Consider the following 13,734-nt stretch of genomic DNA (forward strand, 5'->3'; position numbering starts at 1 on the left):
CGAGGGGGGATGATCTCGGGATGACGGTGGGGTGGTGGGATGGAGGGGTGAGGCGGACGGTTTGGGGGGCCGGGCTGGCGTTCGGGGTGGGGGTGTTGCTCATCGCGGGCGGGGCGCGGCTGGAGCGCGGGGTGCCCGAGTGGGTGCTGGTGGTGCCGTTGGCCATCGCGTGTGCGGGGGTGCTGGTACGGCGGCGGGCCCCGGTCGTCTCCCTGGGGCTCGGGGTGGTGGCGGTCGGGCTGGACGCGGTGGTGGGGCCGTCGCTGGGGACGGTGCTGGTGTTCACCGACAACCTGTACGCGGCCGCGCTGTACGGGTCGGCCCGGCTGGCGCGCGGGCTGCTGATGGTGACGGCGGTGCTGGCGATCGGGGCCGGGGCCGGGGCGGGGTTCTGGGCGGCGGATTGGCGGCTGCCGGCGGTCATCGGGGTGCAGGCGGCGCTGGTGCTGGTGACGCCCGTGCTGAGCGCCCTCCTGATCCGCGAGCAGCGGGATAGGGCGGCGGTCGAGCGCGTACGGGCCGAGCAGGTGGCGCGGCTGGCGGAGCTCGACCGGCGGGCGGCCATCGCCGCGGAGCGGACGCGGATGGCGCGCGAGCTGCACGACCTGATCGCCAACCATTTCAGCGCCATCGCCATTCAGTCCACGGCCGCGCTGTCGCGGACGGATCTCGATGCGGGGACGGTACGGAAGATCATGGAGTCCGTACGGGAGAACAGCGTGGAAGGGCTGGCGGAGATGCGGAGCATCATCGGGCTGCTCAGGGAGGAGGACGCCCTCCCTGAGGAAGGGGAGCGGCCGGGGAGCGAGGCTGTGCGGCTGCGGCTGGCCGAGGTGGAGGTGCTGGTGGAGCGGGTTGTGGCGGCGGGCATGACGGGCTCGTGGCGGGTCGAGGGGACGGTACGGGAACTGCCCGCGGCCGTCGACCTCGCGGGCTACCGGATCGTGCAGGAGGCGCTCACCAACGCGCTCAAGCACGGCGAGTCGCCGGTCGAGGTGGTGGTCTCGTACGAGGTGGACCGGGTGGTCCTGCGGGTGTGGAACGCGGTCGGCGGCGAGCGGCGGGCGCTGCCCGGGGCCGGGGCCGGGCTGGTGGGGATGCGGGAGCGGGCCGCGCTGGTGGGCGGGTCCTTCGAGGCCGGTCCGTCCACGGCCGGCTCATCGCAACGGGGATGGGAGGTGGTGGCGGTGCTGCCGACGGAGGAGCGCAGCCCGGCAGCCGCGGAAGGCATGAGCGGGCTGTCGTCGCAGGTCGTCGGCCTGATGTTCCCGAGAGGAGCCGGCTCATGACCCCGCCGGTACGCGTCCTGGTCGCCGACGACCACGCCGCCGTCCGCGCCGGGATCGTGCTGATCCTCGACGGCGTCCAGGACATCGAAGTGGTCGGCGAGGCCGGCGACGGGGAGCGGGCCGTGGACATGGCCCGCGAGCTGCGGCCGGACGTCGTCCTCATGGACGTCCGCATGCCGCGTCTCGACGGCATCTCGGCCACCCGCGAGCTGGCGGGGGTGAGCGACGTGCTGATCCTGACGACGTTCGACCTCGACGAGTACGTCTTCGGCGCCCTCCGCGCGGGCGCGGCCGGGTTCCTGCTGAAGGACACCGACGCCGAGTCCCTGGTCGAGGCGGTACGCGTGGTCGCCCGCGGCGACGGCCTCATCTCCCCGTCCGTCACCCGCAAGCTGATCTCCGCCTTCGCGGAAAGGAGCCGCGGACCCCGGCTGAGGGAGCGGGCGCCCGAGGGCCTGACGCCCCGCGAGCGCGAGGTCCTGGCCTGCGTCGCCCGCGGCCTGTCGAACGCCGAGATCGCCAGGGAGCTGGACATGGCCGAGGCGACGACGAAGACGCACGTCAGCCGCCTGCTGAACAAGCTCGGCCTGAAGAGCCGCGTCCAGGCGGCCATTTACTACTCAGAGAGCACTTAGGACCGTAATGTGAGCGGGGTGAACATGCCTCCGCCCCCACCACCACCCCCACCGCCGTTCCCGCCGCCCCCGCCGCACGGGCAGGGGCCGGAGCCGCGGAACACCGGGGTGATCGTCGGGCTGGCGTTCGCGGGGCTCTTCGGCTTCGTCGTCATCAACTTCTTCGTGGGCCTCGTGGCCATCAGCGTGGCGCACACGGCGGCGATCGCGGTGGGTGCCGGGTTCCTGGCGTTGCTGGGGCTCGGGCTCGGGGTGACGTTCCTGCTGCTGCGCAAGTCGTGGTCAATCGGGTTGGGGCTCGGGCTGATGATGGGGTGGGCCCTGATGTCGATCGTGTCCGCGGGTTACTGCACCGGGCTCAACCCCAGCATGTACACCTGACGACCCGCCGATGCCTCCCTACCATGAGATCTTCGTCGGCCTCGGCGTGCTGGCGGCGTCCGTCGTGTTCGTACGGGAGGCCCGCCGCAGAGGCGCACTGAACGAGCACTCCCTCATCGCCGTCACCGGCGCCCTCGTCGGCGGCGCGATCGGCATGCGGCTCGCGGGCTGGCTGGAGACCCTCGACCTCAAGGACCTCTGGCTGTACGGCTCCCGCAGCATCCTCGGCGGCCTCACCGGCGCTTACGTCGGCGTCCTCGTCGCCAAGAGGATCAGCGGCTACCGCGAGCGCACCGGCGACCTGTTCGCCCCGGCCGTCGCGCTCGGCATGGCCATCGGCCGCATCGGCTGCCATCTCACCGAGGCCCCCGGCCGCCCCACGAGCCTGCCGTGGGGCGTGCACGCCCCGCCGACGACCCCCGAGTGCCCGGGCTGCCTGACCGGCGCGGCCATGCACCCGTCGTTCCTGTACGAGATCGTCTTCCAGCTCGCCGCGTTCGCCGCGCTCATGTGGGCGCGCGGGCGGCTGACGCGGCCGGGGGAGCTGTTCACCCTCTACCTCGCCGGGTACGCCGCCTTCCGCTTCCTGGTGGAGTTCACCCGGGCGAACGAGACGTTGTGGCTCGGCCTGACCGGACCTCAATGCTTCCTGGCGGCCGGCCTGCCGCTGCTCGCGGTCCGGGTGACGATCGGCTACCGGCGCGGCTACTACGATCCCCTCATCTCTCGAAAGGTCACGTCATGAGCGCAGGGATGAGCCTCCGGGGCGACCGCATCCTCAGGTACGTCAACGCCTTCTGCCCGCACTGCCACGGCCGTGACCTGGATCGGATCGAACGGCTGAGCGGCTACCTCGCCGAGCGCGACGGCAAGGTGTGGCTGGAGCGCGGCTGCCGCGAGCACGGCTTCATCCGCACCCTGTACGACGAGGACCCGGAGATCCTCGCGTACCTGGAGGAATGGACCGCTCCCACCAAGCAGCACGTCCCGGACGTCCAGGGCAACTTCGCGCCGATCCCGCTCGCGTACCTCGACGGCCTCCCCGAGATGCAGACCCAGCACACCTGCATCCTCCTGGAGGACATCGCCGAGACCTGCAACCTGCGCTGCCCCACCTGCTTCGCCGACAGCTCGCCCGACCTGTCCGGCGTCGTCCCCGTCCCCGACGTGCTCGCCAACGTGGACCAGCGGCTCGCCCGCGAGAACGGCAAGCTCGACGTGCTCATGCTGAGCGGCGGCGAGCCCACCCTCCACCCCGAGCTGAAGACGCTGCTCGCCGAGCTGACCGCGCGCCCGATCACCCGCATCCTCGTCAACACCAACGGCGTGCTCGTCGCCAGGGACGACTCCCTCCTCGACCTGCTCACCGAGCACCGGGAACGGGTGGAGGTCTACCTCCAGTACGACGGCGTCTCGGCCGAGGCGTCCAAGCACCACCGCGGCGGCGACCTGCGTCAGCTGAAGGCCCAGGCGCTGGCCCGCCTGTCCGAGCGGGAGATCTTCACCACGCTCGTCATGACGGCCGCCCTCGGGGTCAACGACGGCGAGATCGGCGACGTCGTACGCCTCGCGCTCGACACCCCGTACGTCGGCGGCGTCTCCCTGCAGCCCCAGTTCGGCTCGGGCAGGTCGGGCGCCATCGACCCGATGGACCGGCTCACCCACACGGGCGTGCTCAAGCGCCTCGGCCCGCAGACGGACGGCCTGGTGACCTGGCGCGACCTCACCGCCCTGCCCTGCTCGCACCCGCACTGCTGCTCGGTCGGCTACCTGCTGCGCGACGACGCCGGCCAGTGGCGCTCGCTGACGGCGCTCATCGGCCACGACCGGCTCAAGGCGAACCTCGGCCTGGTCTCCAACCGCATCGCCGACAGCGAGATCCCGCGCGAGCTGCGTCTCGCCGTACAGGAGTCGCTGCTCGGCCTGCTGTCGGAGCAGTCGTCGTTGTCGCATCCGCAGGTCGGCGACCTGTGGCGGAACATCTGCGAGAACTGCGACCTCGGCATCTCCACCCTGCTCACGCTCGCCTCCTCGGCACTGCCGGGGCGGCGCAGGAAACTGCGCCGCATGCTGGCCGAGCGGGTGGTGCGGATCACGGTCAAGCCGTTCATGGACGTCTCCACGATGATCGAGGAACGCCTCACGCAGTGCTGCGTGCACGTCGGCACCCGCGAGGGCGAACGCGACCAGTGTGCGCCGTTCTGCGCCGTCCAGGCGTGGCCGCAGCTCTCCCGGCAGCGCCTGTCGCTGGTGGCCCGATGAGCGCGCAGCCGGAGGGCAGGGCGCCGTACGATCCGCTGCGGCTGTGCGTGTACGCCACCGTCGCGCTGCTGGCGTGGCTGCTCGGGCCGTGGGCGGTGCTGGGGTTCGCGGCGCTGGGGTTCGCCGGTTACTGGAAGGCGCGGCGGGCCGGGCTGACCCGGAGCAAGTGCCTGCTCCGGGACACCCGGCTGGTGCTGGCCTACCTGGGGCTGCTGGCCGCCGTCGCGGTGGTGGCGATCATCGTGTGAGTGCCAGCAGGTTGAGCACCGTCCACTCCTTCCGGCCGAGGGTCATCGGCGCGCACGTCTTCTTGGCGCACGTCTCGGGAGGCTGCGCGTCCTCGTCCCAATGGAGGATGGTCGCGGACGAACTCTTCGACACCGCGATCGGCGTGCCCAGCGTGCCGGGCCGCTGCTCGCCGAGCCCGATCGTCGTGCCGGTCTCCAGGTCGTGGAGGACGGCGAGCGGCCCTTCTCCGGTCCGCCGCGGCGTCGCCGGGGCGGCGAGCACGTAGCGGTCGGCGTAGGGCTGGCGGGGCGAGTACAGGCGCAGCTCGGGCAGCTTCCTGCGGCCGGTCCCGTCCACGCGCTGGACCAGCAGCCGGCCGTTCAGTTCCCCGGCGCACCAGCGCGGCCCGCACCGCAGGAACCGCGTCCCCTTCGGCGCCCGTACGTCGAAGGAACGGCCGGTCTCCAGGTCGACGGCCCGGTCCTGGTTGTCGAACACGCCCTTGCCGAGGCGCGCCGCCCACGGCCAGGAGGTCAGCCTGAGCCCATCGCTGCCGGGCAGCCGTGACGGAGTCCCCCCGGTCAGCGGCACCCGGTGGACGCCGCCCTTCCAGGAAGACCAGACGAGGGAGTCGTCCATGACCCCGAGCACCGCCACCTCGCCGGAGGTCGTGGCCACCCGGGTGGCCGTCCCGCCGGTGCGCGGCACGGCCCAGAAGGTCGTGGTGCCGCCGGTCGTGGCATACCAGGCGATGTGTCCTGGGCCTGCCGTCACGCCGTCCGGTCCCTCCTTGCCCTTGATGGCCGGGACCTGGGCGAGCGTCCTCGTCGTACGGCGGGTCAGGTCGTACACGTCCAGCCGGGACGGCTTCCCCTTCGCCGGCGCGGCCACGAGCAGCAGCACCTCCGCCGGGCTCAGCCCGGTCAGCGGCAGGATCCGCGCCCCGCCTGCGGTCCTGGCCGACACCTTGGCCACGGCCTGCGGCCAGCGCTTCTCCACCTGCGGCCACCGCTCCTCGACCTGCGTCCACTGCTCCTCGGCGCGTCGCTCGGAGCCGGACGCGACGGACAGGGCCGCCGTGGTGCCGCCCGCGATCGCCACCGCCGCGGCCGCCGCGAGCGCCATCCGCACCCGCTGCCGGATCCGGCGGGCGTGCCGCCGGGCGGCCACACCCCGCGCGAGATCCACCTGCTCGACCTGGTCGGCGGCGGTGCGCAGGGTGCGGATCAGGTCCTGTTCGCCTCTCATCGTGCCTCCTGCAGCACTCGCTTGATCCGGAGCTTGTCCAGGGCGCGGGCGGCCTGGCTGCGTACGGTGCCGCGGGAGACGCCGAGGATGTCGGCGATCTCCTGGTCGGACAGGTCCTCGTAGTAGCGCAGCACGAGCACGGCCCGCTGCCGGCGGGGGAGTCGCTGGAGTTCGGCCCACAGGTCGGCGTCGCCGTAACGGTCGTGGGCGCCGTGGTCGGGAACGGTGGCGACCAGGCTCTCCCTGCGCCGCCTGCGCCAGGACCTGATGTGCAGCCGGACCATCGTCGTGCGCACGTACCCCTCGGGGTCGTGTTTGTTGCGCACGCGGGTCCAGGCGTCGCCGAGGCGGGCCAGAGCCTCCTGTACGAGGTCGGCCGCGTCCTCGGAGTTGCCGGACAGCACGTAGCCGTACCGGAGGAGGGCGTCGCCCCGGGCCCGGACGAACTCGTCGAAATCTTCCACGAACCCAGGGAGCGACGGAGGGGCTTTACTGTTGCACGTGAAACGTCGCCGCTTAGGCGCCCCTACTCGGCGGGGACGTACAGCGAGAGGGTCTCGGCGACGCAGGCGGGGCGCTTCTCGCCCTCGATCTCGATCGTCATCTTCAGGTTGGACAGGTAGCCGGCCGGGGTGCCCTTGACGTCGGTGAGCTCGCCGACGGCCCGGATGCGCGCGCCCACCGGCACCGGCCGCGGGAAGCGGACCTTGTTGAGTCCGTAGTTGACGCCCATGGCGATGCCCTCGACCTTGACCAGCGAGAACATGAACGACGGCAGCAGCGACAGCGTCAGGTAGCCGTGCGCGATGGTGCCGCCGAACGGCCCCTCCTTGGCCCGTTCCACGTCGACGTGGATCCACTGGTGGTCGTCGGTGGCGTCGGCGAAGGTGTTGACCTGATCCTGGGTGACGGTGCGCCACTCGGTGGGACCGAAGGTCTCGCCGACGGCCGCCTTGAGCTCCTGAACGTTCGCGAAGGTCCGCATGACGCGAAACGCTATTCCCCGGCCGCTGCGGCTGCCAAGTCGGCCGGGAGTCCGCGCGGCGCCGCGACCGTTGCGAAGATCTTTACCCGAAAACCATCGCATAGGTGTTCGAGTCCGCGCTACAGTCTTAGAGGCAGCAATCGAACAAGGGTTCGGCCTGGTGAGAGGGGGTGTGTCCGATGGCGGTGCTCGCGCCACCCCGCGCCCGGACACGCCGTAGCACTTTCTTCCCAAATCTAAGACGGCCGCTATATCCGGCAATAAAGTCCGAGAGCGTGGACCCTGTGCGAAACCCCTACGCTCCCGGCGCGGGACAGCGTCCCCCGGAGCTCGCCGGCCGTGACCGAGAGCTGCAGCAGTTCGAGGTGGTGCTCGAACGCGTCGCCCGCGGCCGTCCCGAGCGCAGCATGGTCGTCACCGGGCTGCGCGGCGTCGGCAAGACCGTGCTGCTCAACACGTTCAAGTCCATGGCCATGCAGCGGCTGTGGGGCACGGGCAAGATCGAGGCCCGGCCCGACCAGTCGATCCGGCGGCCCGTGGCGGCCGCCCTGCACATGGCCATCCGTGAGCTCGCGCCGCGCCACCGCGCGCCCGAGCGCATCGAGGAGTTCCTCGGGGTGCTCAAGGCGTTCGCGATGCGCGACCCGGCCGCGGCCAAGGGCACCTCGCACTGGTCGCCCGGCATCGAGGTGCCCGCCAGCCGCGGGCGCGCCGATTCGGGCGACCTGGAGATCGACCTCACCGAGCTGTTCGTCGACGCCGCGAGCGTGGCGACCGACCTCGCGGTCGGCATCGCGCTGTTCATCGACGAGATGCAGGACGTCCCGGCGTCCGACGTCTCGGCGCTCTGCGCCGCCTGCCACGAGCTGTCGCAGTCGGGCGGCCCGCTCATCGTCGTCGGCGCGGGGCTGCCCCACCTGCCGAGCGTGCTGTCGGCCAGCAAGAGCTATTCCGAACGCCTCTTCCGCTACGCGCGCATCGACAAGCTCGACCGGGAGGCGGCCGACCTCGCGCTGATCCTGCCCGCCCGCGAGGAGGAGGTGGAGTTCACCCGCGAGGCCCTCGACGCCCTCTACGAGGCCGCCGACGGCTATCCCTACTTCGTCCAGGCGTACGGCAAGGTCGCCTGGGACCTCGCGCCGCGCACCCCGATCACGCTCGACGACGTCAAGGTCTCCGCGCCCGAGGCAGAGGAGGAGCTCGCGGTCGGCTTCTTCGGCAGCCGCTACGAGCGCGCCACCCCGGCCGAGCGCGACTACATGCACGCCATGGCGCAGATCGGCGACGAGCCGGTCGCCACCGCCGAGGTCGCCGAGGCCCTCGGCCGCAAGCCGTCCAGCCTGTCGCCCGCCCGCGACAGCCTGATCAAGAAAGGGCTGATCTACAGCGCCGAACGCGGGCTGATCGCGTTCACGGTGCCGCATTTCGGCAGATTCCTGCGCGCCCAGCCGGTGTGAGCCGGGCACGCTCCTAGTCCTCTATTGGGCTGTCTAGAGGGGAAGCTAGATAGCCCAATAGAGTCATATCCGCATGCGCGTCGAGGGCTCTCTACGGCTGTCTAGTCTCAAGCCGATACAGGGCTATATTCCGGCAGAGACGAGTCGCTGCCCTCGCCGCTGACCACCGCCATCCGCACCGCCGGGCGCCGCCCGCTGAGATAGACGGCGAACACCACGTCGTCCTGCTCCTGGTTGCGGAAGGCGAAGAAACGCCAGCACAGCTCGCGCCAGCTGTCGTACGGCTCGGCCGAGGTCAGCTCGTGCCGGTGCGCCCGCCAGGAGCCGCTCGCCCGCAGCCGGGCGAGGGTGACCGACTCGGCGGGGCCGGGGCGCTGCTCGCAGGGGGCGCGGTAGCGCACCCGGTCGAGCAGCTCCTCGATCTCCGGCGACAGCGCGGCGAGCACCAGCACCCCGGCCGCCGTCAGCCACGACAGGCCGGTGGCCGCCGTCCAGCCGCTCACCGGCGCCCACACCGACACGACGGCCATCCCGGTCAGCACCACCGTCCTGGCGATCGAACGCAGCCCGACCGGGGCCGAGCTCACCTCGCCGAAGCAGCCGCATCCCGCGTCGGGCCGCCGCCTGCGCAGCTCCAGCAGCACGTACGTGGACATCGCGAAGAACGCGACCGTGCCCCACCGGAAGAACGGATGCGTGGAGAGCGCCAGCCCGGCCGCCAGCACCGCCTCGACGACCGCGCACATCAGCAGCGCGGGCGCCTGCAGCCGGCCGGGCATCAGCACGGCCGGGCCGAGCCGGGACAGCGCGCCGGGCTCGCCGCCGGAGCGTACCGTGACGATCTTGGCCGCCGTGCCCAGGCCGAGCAGCACGACGAGGATCGGCAGCTGTGATTCCAGCACGCGGCTCACCCCAATCCGATCTGAGCGTTGAAGCAGCCTTTCACCAAATCGCCGCCCAGCTCCACATAGGAGTACGGCGAGAGCTCCGCGATCCGCCCCCGCGGCGAGGTGTCGCACTCGACGCAGCGGTCGCAGAACCGCCCCGCCAGGCATCCGCAGGCCACCACGGGGACGTTGGCCGAGCGGCCCGAGCAGACGTTCCTGATCTGCAGGAGCGAGCCGAGCGCGAGGTACGGCAGTCCCGCGCAGGACACCCCGGCGTCCGCGCAGCCGGTGTCGGAGCGCTCCAGCATCGGGTAGGCGGCGCCGCGTTCCTCCTCGTCGAAGGTGTCCGACCAGGTCGCGGTGCCGGCGATGCGCTGCTGCACGCCGGCGTACGCGGGGGGCGGGGGCGGCACGGCGCGGGCCGGGTAGGGCGGCTGCGAGGTCGCCGGCAGCAGCGCCTGGCTCGCGCCCTCCTGGCGCAGTCCGATCGCGTCGAACAGGTAGCCGGGCTCGAACTTCGGATGCCGCACCTGGAGCCGTCCCGACGCCCGGTAGGGGATGACGATCGTGCGGTGCCCGCGGTGCGGCCCGCAGTCCAGCTCGACCGTCAGGTCCTTTCGTCCGTCGATGGACTGGATCGTTCCGGTGATGCGGGTCGTGTCGGCCCAGATGCGCTCGACGACGCGGCCCTCGCGCAGGGTGCGCATCATGACCATCGACCCGATGGGCAGGGCGGCGGGGGCGACGTCGGCGCCGTGCCAGGCCGTCGCCCAGGGGGCGATCACTAGGCGTTCCTCGGCGCCCTCCGGGGTCTCGATGATGATCAGATGCGGGCTGATGTCGAGGATCTCGCCGGCCACCGCCCGCAACGGCCCGCCTCCGGCTTCGGCGGGGCCGCTGGACTCGCTGGTTCCGTTCGAACTGTCGGGGCCCGGGACGCCGGGCTCGCGGCCGAGCGCGGCCGCGGCGAGCACGCGGCGGCGCTCGATGATCGGATACCCCATCCGCCCTCCCTCGCTCGCCTACTAGGGTCACACGACTCGCGAGTGGATCACGCCCTGCGGCACACAGGGGAGCAAAATACGCATCCTTGAGGAAGTGCCCTGACATCCGGCGGTGGAAGGATCGCCACCGACCTGGACGGACTTTTGTCGTCGGCGGACCGAAACCTGAATTGCAGTTCAGCCCGAAAAGGGCATCCGGCTGCGATTCTGGCCACGATGCAGACCACGGACTGGGAAGAGGAGTTCCGCGAGTACGTCACGACCCGCGGTCCCGCCCTGCTGCGCGCCGCGAACCAGCTCACCGGGCACCCCCTGGACGCCGAGGACCTGCTGCAGAACGCGCTCACCAAGACGTACCAGGCGTGGGGGCGCATCGAGGACCGCCGGGCGCTGGACGGGTACGTGCGGCGGGCCATGGTCAACATCAACATCTCCCAGTGGCGGCGGCGCAAGCTGGAGGAGTACCCGTCGGGGGACGAACTTCCCGAAGTGGTGGCCGCGGCCGAGGGGGCGCCGAGCGGAGAGGTTCACGAGCGGCTGGAGCAGGCGCTGAGGGAGCTGCCCGAGCGGATGCGGGCGGCGATCGTGCTGCGGTACTACGAGGACATGACGGAGCCGGAGATCGCCCAGACGTTGGGGATCAGTGTGGGGACCGTGAAGAGCACGGTGTCGCGGGCGATGAGCAAGCTCCGCTCCGCCCTGGGGCTGTCGGGATCATAGGCGCGGCCGCGCCGAGCTGGGCTCAGGGCGTGGCCGGGACGGCGGCCTCGTCGCATCCGGCGGCGTCCATGGTGAGGTCGGCGCCGGCGGTCGCGCACGGGCGTACCACGTCCCTGATCTTCCTCAAACTGGTCAGGAAGGTCTCGAGCTCCTCGTCCGGCAGCAGCCTGGTGAACGTCCTGTCGATGTCCTGGAGGTGCTCGGGCAGCACCGACTCCAGCCGGTCCCGCCCGGCCGGCGTCAGGACCGCGTAGGAGGCACGCCGGTCGCTGGGACAGGCCTGCCGCGTCACCAGCCCTTCCCGTTCGAGCCGGTCGACGACGCGGGTCACCCCGCTGGTCGACAGCCCGGTCTGTGCGGCGAGATCGCTCATCCGCAGCCGCTGCTCGGGGGAACGTGCCAGGCGGATGACGGTCTCGAAATCGATCTCCGACAGGCGGGCGCGCGCCAGCGCGGGGTGCAGCCGCGCCATGATGCCGGCGTGCACCTCGGTCAGCAGGCCCAGGGCCGTGAGCCGGGAATCGTGGTAGTTCATCACGCTCATATCATAGACGACGATAGTTGACGTGCGGAATATTCCTCGTGTAGAAAGTTGTTGCAGCAGACATCCGCACCGCGACCGTCACGAGGAGAACCCCATGAGCACCCGTACCTGGGAGAGCCTGACCATTCCCGCCGCCGGCACGTACAACCTCGACGTCGCCCACACGCGCATCGGCTTCGTCGTGAAGCACATGATGGTCAGCAAGGTCCGAGGACATTTCGGCACCTTCAACGGCTCGGTCACCATCGCCGAGAACCCGCTCGAGTCCTCCGCCGAGCTCACCATCAAGACTGAGAGCATCGACACCGGCATTCCCGACCGCGACGGTCACCTCCGCAGCGACGACTTCCTCGCCGTCGACAAGTTCCCGGAGATCACCTTCAGGAGCACCCGCGTGGTCGGCCACTCGGGCGACGAGTTCACCGTCGTCGGCGACCTGACCATCCGCGACGTCACCAAGCAGGTCGAGCTCACCGTCGAGTACGGCGGCGCCGGCACCAACCCCTGGGGTGCGGCGGTGTGGGGCTTCTCGATCACCACCGAGTTCGACCGCGAGGAGTTCGGCCTGACCTGGAACCAGGCTCTGGAGACGGGCGGCGTCCTGGTCGGCAAGAAGGTCAAGATCGAGATCGAGGGCGAGGCCAACCCGGCCGCTTGATCCCGCGATCGCGTAGGGTTATCCACAGCCTCGAAGCCCGCCCACGCTCTGGGCGGGCTTCATCCACAGCCAGTTACCCACAGGCTGTTGATAACTCTTGGTGAAGGCGGGCACGAATTCGCTTTGCCGCCTCGCCAGAAGGCCGGTACTCTGTGCTGAGCCGCACCGGCTACCAGGAGGATTCGCCTAGTCAGGTCTATGGCGCCGCACTGCTAATGCGGTTTGGGTTTAACGCCCATCCGGGGTTCAAATCCCCGATCCTCCGCAGACGAGAGGCCCTCTTCCCGAGCACGGGGAGAGGGCCTTTTTCGATCTCTGTGGACAGCAGTGGAGGGCCGTCACAGCCTCTGGCGCGTGTACCGATGATCGGGTTCTTCGAACTCCATGCCGTTCTCATCGAGAGCGTTGTAGATCGTCAGACGGTCGTGAGGGAAGAGGAATCCGACAGCGACCATCCCGTGCGCCATGTCGTCACCCTTCCACTCGAGGAGCTCCACGGCCTGCAGTCTCTGCCCCTGCAAGCTCGCCAGTTCGTCAGGCACGCCCTCTCGCCATGCCAGCCGCAATCCTGTCCCCGCCCAATCCAGTGGCTGAGCCGGATCGACCGTGTTCCACGTGATCGAGATCTCATCGAATTTGTGGTGGACGATCTCGACCTGCTCGCCCTCGAAGTCCAGCAGGACCAGGCCGTCGGAGAACCAGACATCCTCGTCGAGGTCCCACACCAGCAGGGCTCGGGTCAGCCTCCGCCCTTCCAGCATGGCGAGTCTCCCACCATGAGTGGTGGCGACCATGGAAGTCCCGCTCAACCATGCAGGGCTGTATCCACTGATCCCGAAGTCGAACACCTGGCGATCATGTCAGGAGTCGACGTTGGGAAGCCAAACCCTTACGAGCAAGCTGCGGCGCCGACGGAGGGTGCCGGCACCCGCTCATAGCTTCACCCTGTTGCGCGATCATCGGGCGATGAGAGCACAAGTGGCTGCCTTCCGATGGCCGGATCTCGAACTCGGACGAAGCATCGACGATCCTGCCCATGCCTGCGAGCTGCTGGAGATGTACGTCGGCCCGCAGGGAGAGCCGGGCGAGGAGCGGTTCCAGCTCACCGTCTGCACCCCGTCGGCCCTCGCCGATCAGCTGCGACGGCATCCCATTCTCATCGGCCGCCATTGGCTCTTCGTGCCCGAGTTGCGTCCCGCTGAGGTGGCGAAGTGGCTGAGCGACCGAATAGCAGTGCTGGAGGCTCCGACCTGGAGCGAACTCACCGAGAAGATCGGCCGGATCGGAGAGTGGGAGTTCGAAGACTACGACGGTTGACCGGTCAAGGGCGTCGGTCCAGGTGGAGGCGATCGGAACGGCTGAGATCCGAGGGTCTCTGTGGACGTCACGCCGGCCGCCCGGACCCGGGTGGTCAGCGGGGCTTGTAAGGCTTCGGT

Annotated in this window: 17 protein-coding genes and 1 tRNA gene; 11 read left to right on the forward strand and 7 right to left on the reverse strand. The window is 70.4% G+C overall.

The window, feature by feature from the left end:
- Window positions 1–47 precede the first annotated feature (47 nt).
- Genes SMD20_RS31240 through SMD20_RS31265 form a run of 6 tightly spaced genes read left to right on the forward strand, consistent with a single transcriptional unit; the run spans window position 48 to window position 4,815 of the window.
- Window positions 48–1,289, forward strand: a complete 1,242-nt coding sequence (locus SMD20_RS31240; RefSeq protein ID WP_329588222.1) for a sensor histidine kinase — start codon at window positions 48–50, stop codon at window positions 1,287–1,289.
- Window positions 1,286–1,924: a response regulator transcription factor gene (locus SMD20_RS31245; protein ID WP_329588224.1), complete on the forward strand. Its 639-nt coding sequence runs from the start codon at window positions 1,286–1,288 to the stop codon at window positions 1,922–1,924. The genes SMD20_RS31240 and SMD20_RS31245 overlap by 4 nt, the downstream gene beginning before the upstream one ends.
- A gap of 18 nt (window positions 1,925–1,942) precedes the next feature.
- Window positions 1,943–2,305, forward strand: coding sequence for a hypothetical protein (locus SMD20_RS31250; RefSeq protein ID WP_329588225.1), 363 nt, complete (start codon window positions 1,943–1,945; stop codon window positions 2,303–2,305).
- A gap of 10 nt (window positions 2,306–2,315) precedes the next feature.
- Complete coding sequence (locus SMD20_RS31255; RefSeq protein ID WP_329588227.1) at window positions 2,316–3,050, forward strand: prolipoprotein diacylglyceryl transferase; 735 nt, start codon at window positions 2,316–2,318, stop codon at window positions 3,048–3,050.
- Window positions 3,047–4,567, forward strand: a complete 1,521-nt coding sequence (locus SMD20_RS31260) for a radical SAM protein (protein ID WP_329588229.1) — start codon at window positions 3,047–3,049, stop codon at window positions 4,565–4,567. Before SMD20_RS31255 ends, SMD20_RS31260 begins: the two co-directional genes overlap by 4 nt.
- On the forward strand, window positions 4,564–4,815 hold the full coding sequence (locus SMD20_RS31265) for a hypothetical protein (RefSeq protein WP_329588231.1): 252 nt from the start codon (window positions 4,564–4,566) through the stop codon (window positions 4,813–4,815). The genes SMD20_RS31260 and SMD20_RS31265 overlap by 4 nt, the downstream gene beginning before the upstream one ends.
- Here SMD20_RS31265 and SMD20_RS31270 read toward each other — a convergent pair.
- From SMD20_RS31270 to SMD20_RS31280, 3 genes are all read right to left on the reverse strand, one after another.
- The gene (locus tag SMD20_RS31270) at window positions 4,805–6,043 is read right to left on the reverse strand and encodes a hypothetical protein (RefSeq protein WP_329588233.1); all 1,239 of its coding nucleotides are present in this window, start codon (window positions 6,041–6,043) and stop codon (window positions 4,805–4,807) included. The two genes, SMD20_RS31265 and SMD20_RS31270, sit on opposite strands and share 11 nt — an antisense overlap.
- Window positions 6,040–6,507, reverse strand: coding sequence for a SigE family RNA polymerase sigma factor (locus SMD20_RS31275; protein ID WP_329588235.1), 468 nt, complete (start codon window positions 6,505–6,507; stop codon window positions 6,040–6,042). The genes SMD20_RS31270 and SMD20_RS31275 overlap by 4 nt, the downstream gene beginning before the upstream one ends.
- 62 nt (window positions 6,508–6,569) lie before the next feature.
- A complete protein-coding gene (locus SMD20_RS31280) occupies window positions 6,570–7,028 on the reverse strand; it encodes a MaoC family dehydratase (protein WP_242374063.1) in 459 nt (152 codons plus the stop codon).
- A gap of 275 nt (window positions 7,029–7,303) precedes the next feature.
- Between SMD20_RS31280 and SMD20_RS31285 the strand changes: the two genes are divergently transcribed.
- Complete coding sequence (locus tag SMD20_RS31285) at window positions 7,304–8,485, forward strand: ATP-binding protein (RefSeq protein WP_091081101.1); 1,182 nt, start codon at window positions 7,304–7,306, stop codon at window positions 8,483–8,485.
- 107 nt (window positions 8,486–8,592) lie between these two features.
- On the opposite strand, the gene SMD20_RS31290 is transcribed toward SMD20_RS31285, so the two are convergent.
- Window positions 8,593–9,387: a MauE/DoxX family redox-associated membrane protein gene (locus SMD20_RS31290; protein WP_329588240.1), complete on the reverse strand. Its 795-nt coding sequence runs from the start codon at window positions 9,385–9,387 to the stop codon at window positions 8,593–8,595.
- A gap of 5 nt (window positions 9,388–9,392) precedes the next feature.
- Complete coding sequence (locus SMD20_RS31295; protein ID WP_329588242.1) at window positions 9,393–10,376, reverse strand: hypothetical protein; 984 nt, start codon at window positions 10,374–10,376, stop codon at window positions 9,393–9,395.
- 216 nt (window positions 10,377–10,592) lie between these two features.
- On the opposite strand from SMD20_RS31295, the gene SMD20_RS31300 reads away from it, so the two are divergent.
- Window positions 10,593–11,096, forward strand: a complete 504-nt coding sequence (locus tag SMD20_RS31300; RefSeq protein WP_329588244.1) for a SigE family RNA polymerase sigma factor — start codon at window positions 10,593–10,595, stop codon at window positions 11,094–11,096.
- A 22-nt stretch (window positions 11,097–11,118) separates the two neighbouring features.
- Here the strand turns inward: SMD20_RS31300 and SMD20_RS31305 are convergent, their stop codons facing one another.
- Window positions 11,119–11,631: a MarR family winged helix-turn-helix transcriptional regulator gene (locus tag SMD20_RS31305; RefSeq protein WP_329588245.1), complete on the reverse strand. Its 513-nt coding sequence runs from the start codon at window positions 11,629–11,631 to the stop codon at window positions 11,119–11,121.
- 103 nt (window positions 11,632–11,734) lie between these two features.
- Here SMD20_RS31305 and SMD20_RS31310 point away from each other — a divergent pair, with 103 nt between their 5' ends.
- Both SMD20_RS31310 and SMD20_RS31315 read left to right on the forward strand, forming a co-directional pair.
- The gene (locus tag SMD20_RS31310; protein ID WP_329588246.1) at window positions 11,735–12,298 is read left to right on the forward strand and encodes a YceI family protein; all 564 of its coding nucleotides are present in this window, start codon (window positions 11,735–11,737) and stop codon (window positions 12,296–12,298) included.
- A gap of 175 nt (window positions 12,299–12,473) precedes the next feature.
- Window positions 12,474–12,563: transfer RNA gene (locus tag SMD20_RS31315), tRNA-Ser, on the forward strand.
- Window positions 12,564–12,636: 73 nt separating this feature from the next.
- Here the strand turns inward: SMD20_RS31315 and SMD20_RS31320 are convergent.
- The gene (locus tag SMD20_RS31320) at window positions 12,637–13,146 is read right to left on the reverse strand and encodes a hypothetical protein (protein ID WP_329588247.1); all 510 of its coding nucleotides are present in this window, start codon (window positions 13,144–13,146) and stop codon (window positions 12,637–12,639) included.
- A 100-nt stretch (window positions 13,147–13,246) separates the two neighbouring features.
- Between SMD20_RS31320 and SMD20_RS31325 the strand changes: the two genes are divergently transcribed.
- Entirely contained in the window at window positions 13,247–13,615 is a 369-nt protein-coding gene (locus SMD20_RS31325; protein ID WP_329588249.1) for an Imm8 family immunity protein, read from the forward strand.
- Window positions 13,616–13,734 lie beyond the last annotated feature (119 nt).

Source organism: Nonomuraea sp. LP-02 (assembly GCF_036289125.1).
Lineage (GTDB): Bacteria > Actinomycetota > Actinomycetes > Streptosporangiales > Streptosporangiaceae > Nonomuraea > Nonomuraea bangladeshensis.

Excerpts from the sequence above, each read along its gene's own strand:
- SMD20_RS31245 (WP_329588224.1), top strand. The coding sequence starts at position 1,286 with ATGACCCCGCCGGTACGCGTCCTGGTCGCCGACGACCACGCCGCCGTC.
- SMD20_RS31255 (WP_329588227.1), top strand. The coding sequence starts at position 2,316 with ATGCCTCCCTACCATGAGATCTTCGTCGGCCTCGGCGTGCTGGCGGCG.
- SMD20_RS31260 (WP_329588229.1), top strand. The coding sequence starts at position 3,047 with ATGAGCGCAGGGATGAGCCTCCGGGGCGACCGCATCCTCAGGTACGTC.
- SMD20_RS31265 (WP_329588231.1), top strand. The coding sequence starts at position 4,564 with ATGAGCGCGCAGCCGGAGGGCAGGGCGCCGTACGATCCGCTGCGGCTG.
- SMD20_RS31270 (WP_329588233.1), bottom strand. The coding sequence starts at position 6,043 with ATGAGAGGCGAACAGGACCTGATCCGCACCCTGCGCACCGCCGCCGAC.
- SMD20_RS31280 (WP_242374063.1), bottom strand. The coding sequence starts at position 7,028 with ATGCGGACCTTCGCGAACGTTCAGGAGCTCAAGGCGGCCGTCGGCGAG.
- SMD20_RS31295 (WP_329588242.1), bottom strand. The coding sequence starts at position 10,376 with ATGGGGTATCCGATCATCGAGCGCCGCCGCGTGCTCGCCGCGGCCGCG.
- SMD20_RS31300 (WP_329588244.1), top strand. The coding sequence starts at position 10,593 with ATGCAGACCACGGACTGGGAAGAGGAGTTCCGCGAGTACGTCACGACC.
- SMD20_RS31305 (WP_329588245.1), bottom strand. The coding sequence starts at position 11,631 with ATGAACTACCACGATTCCCGGCTCACGGCCCTGGGCCTGCTGACCGAG.
- SMD20_RS31310 (WP_329588246.1), top strand. The coding sequence starts at position 11,735 with ATGAGCACCCGTACCTGGGAGAGCCTGACCATTCCCGCCGCCGGCACG.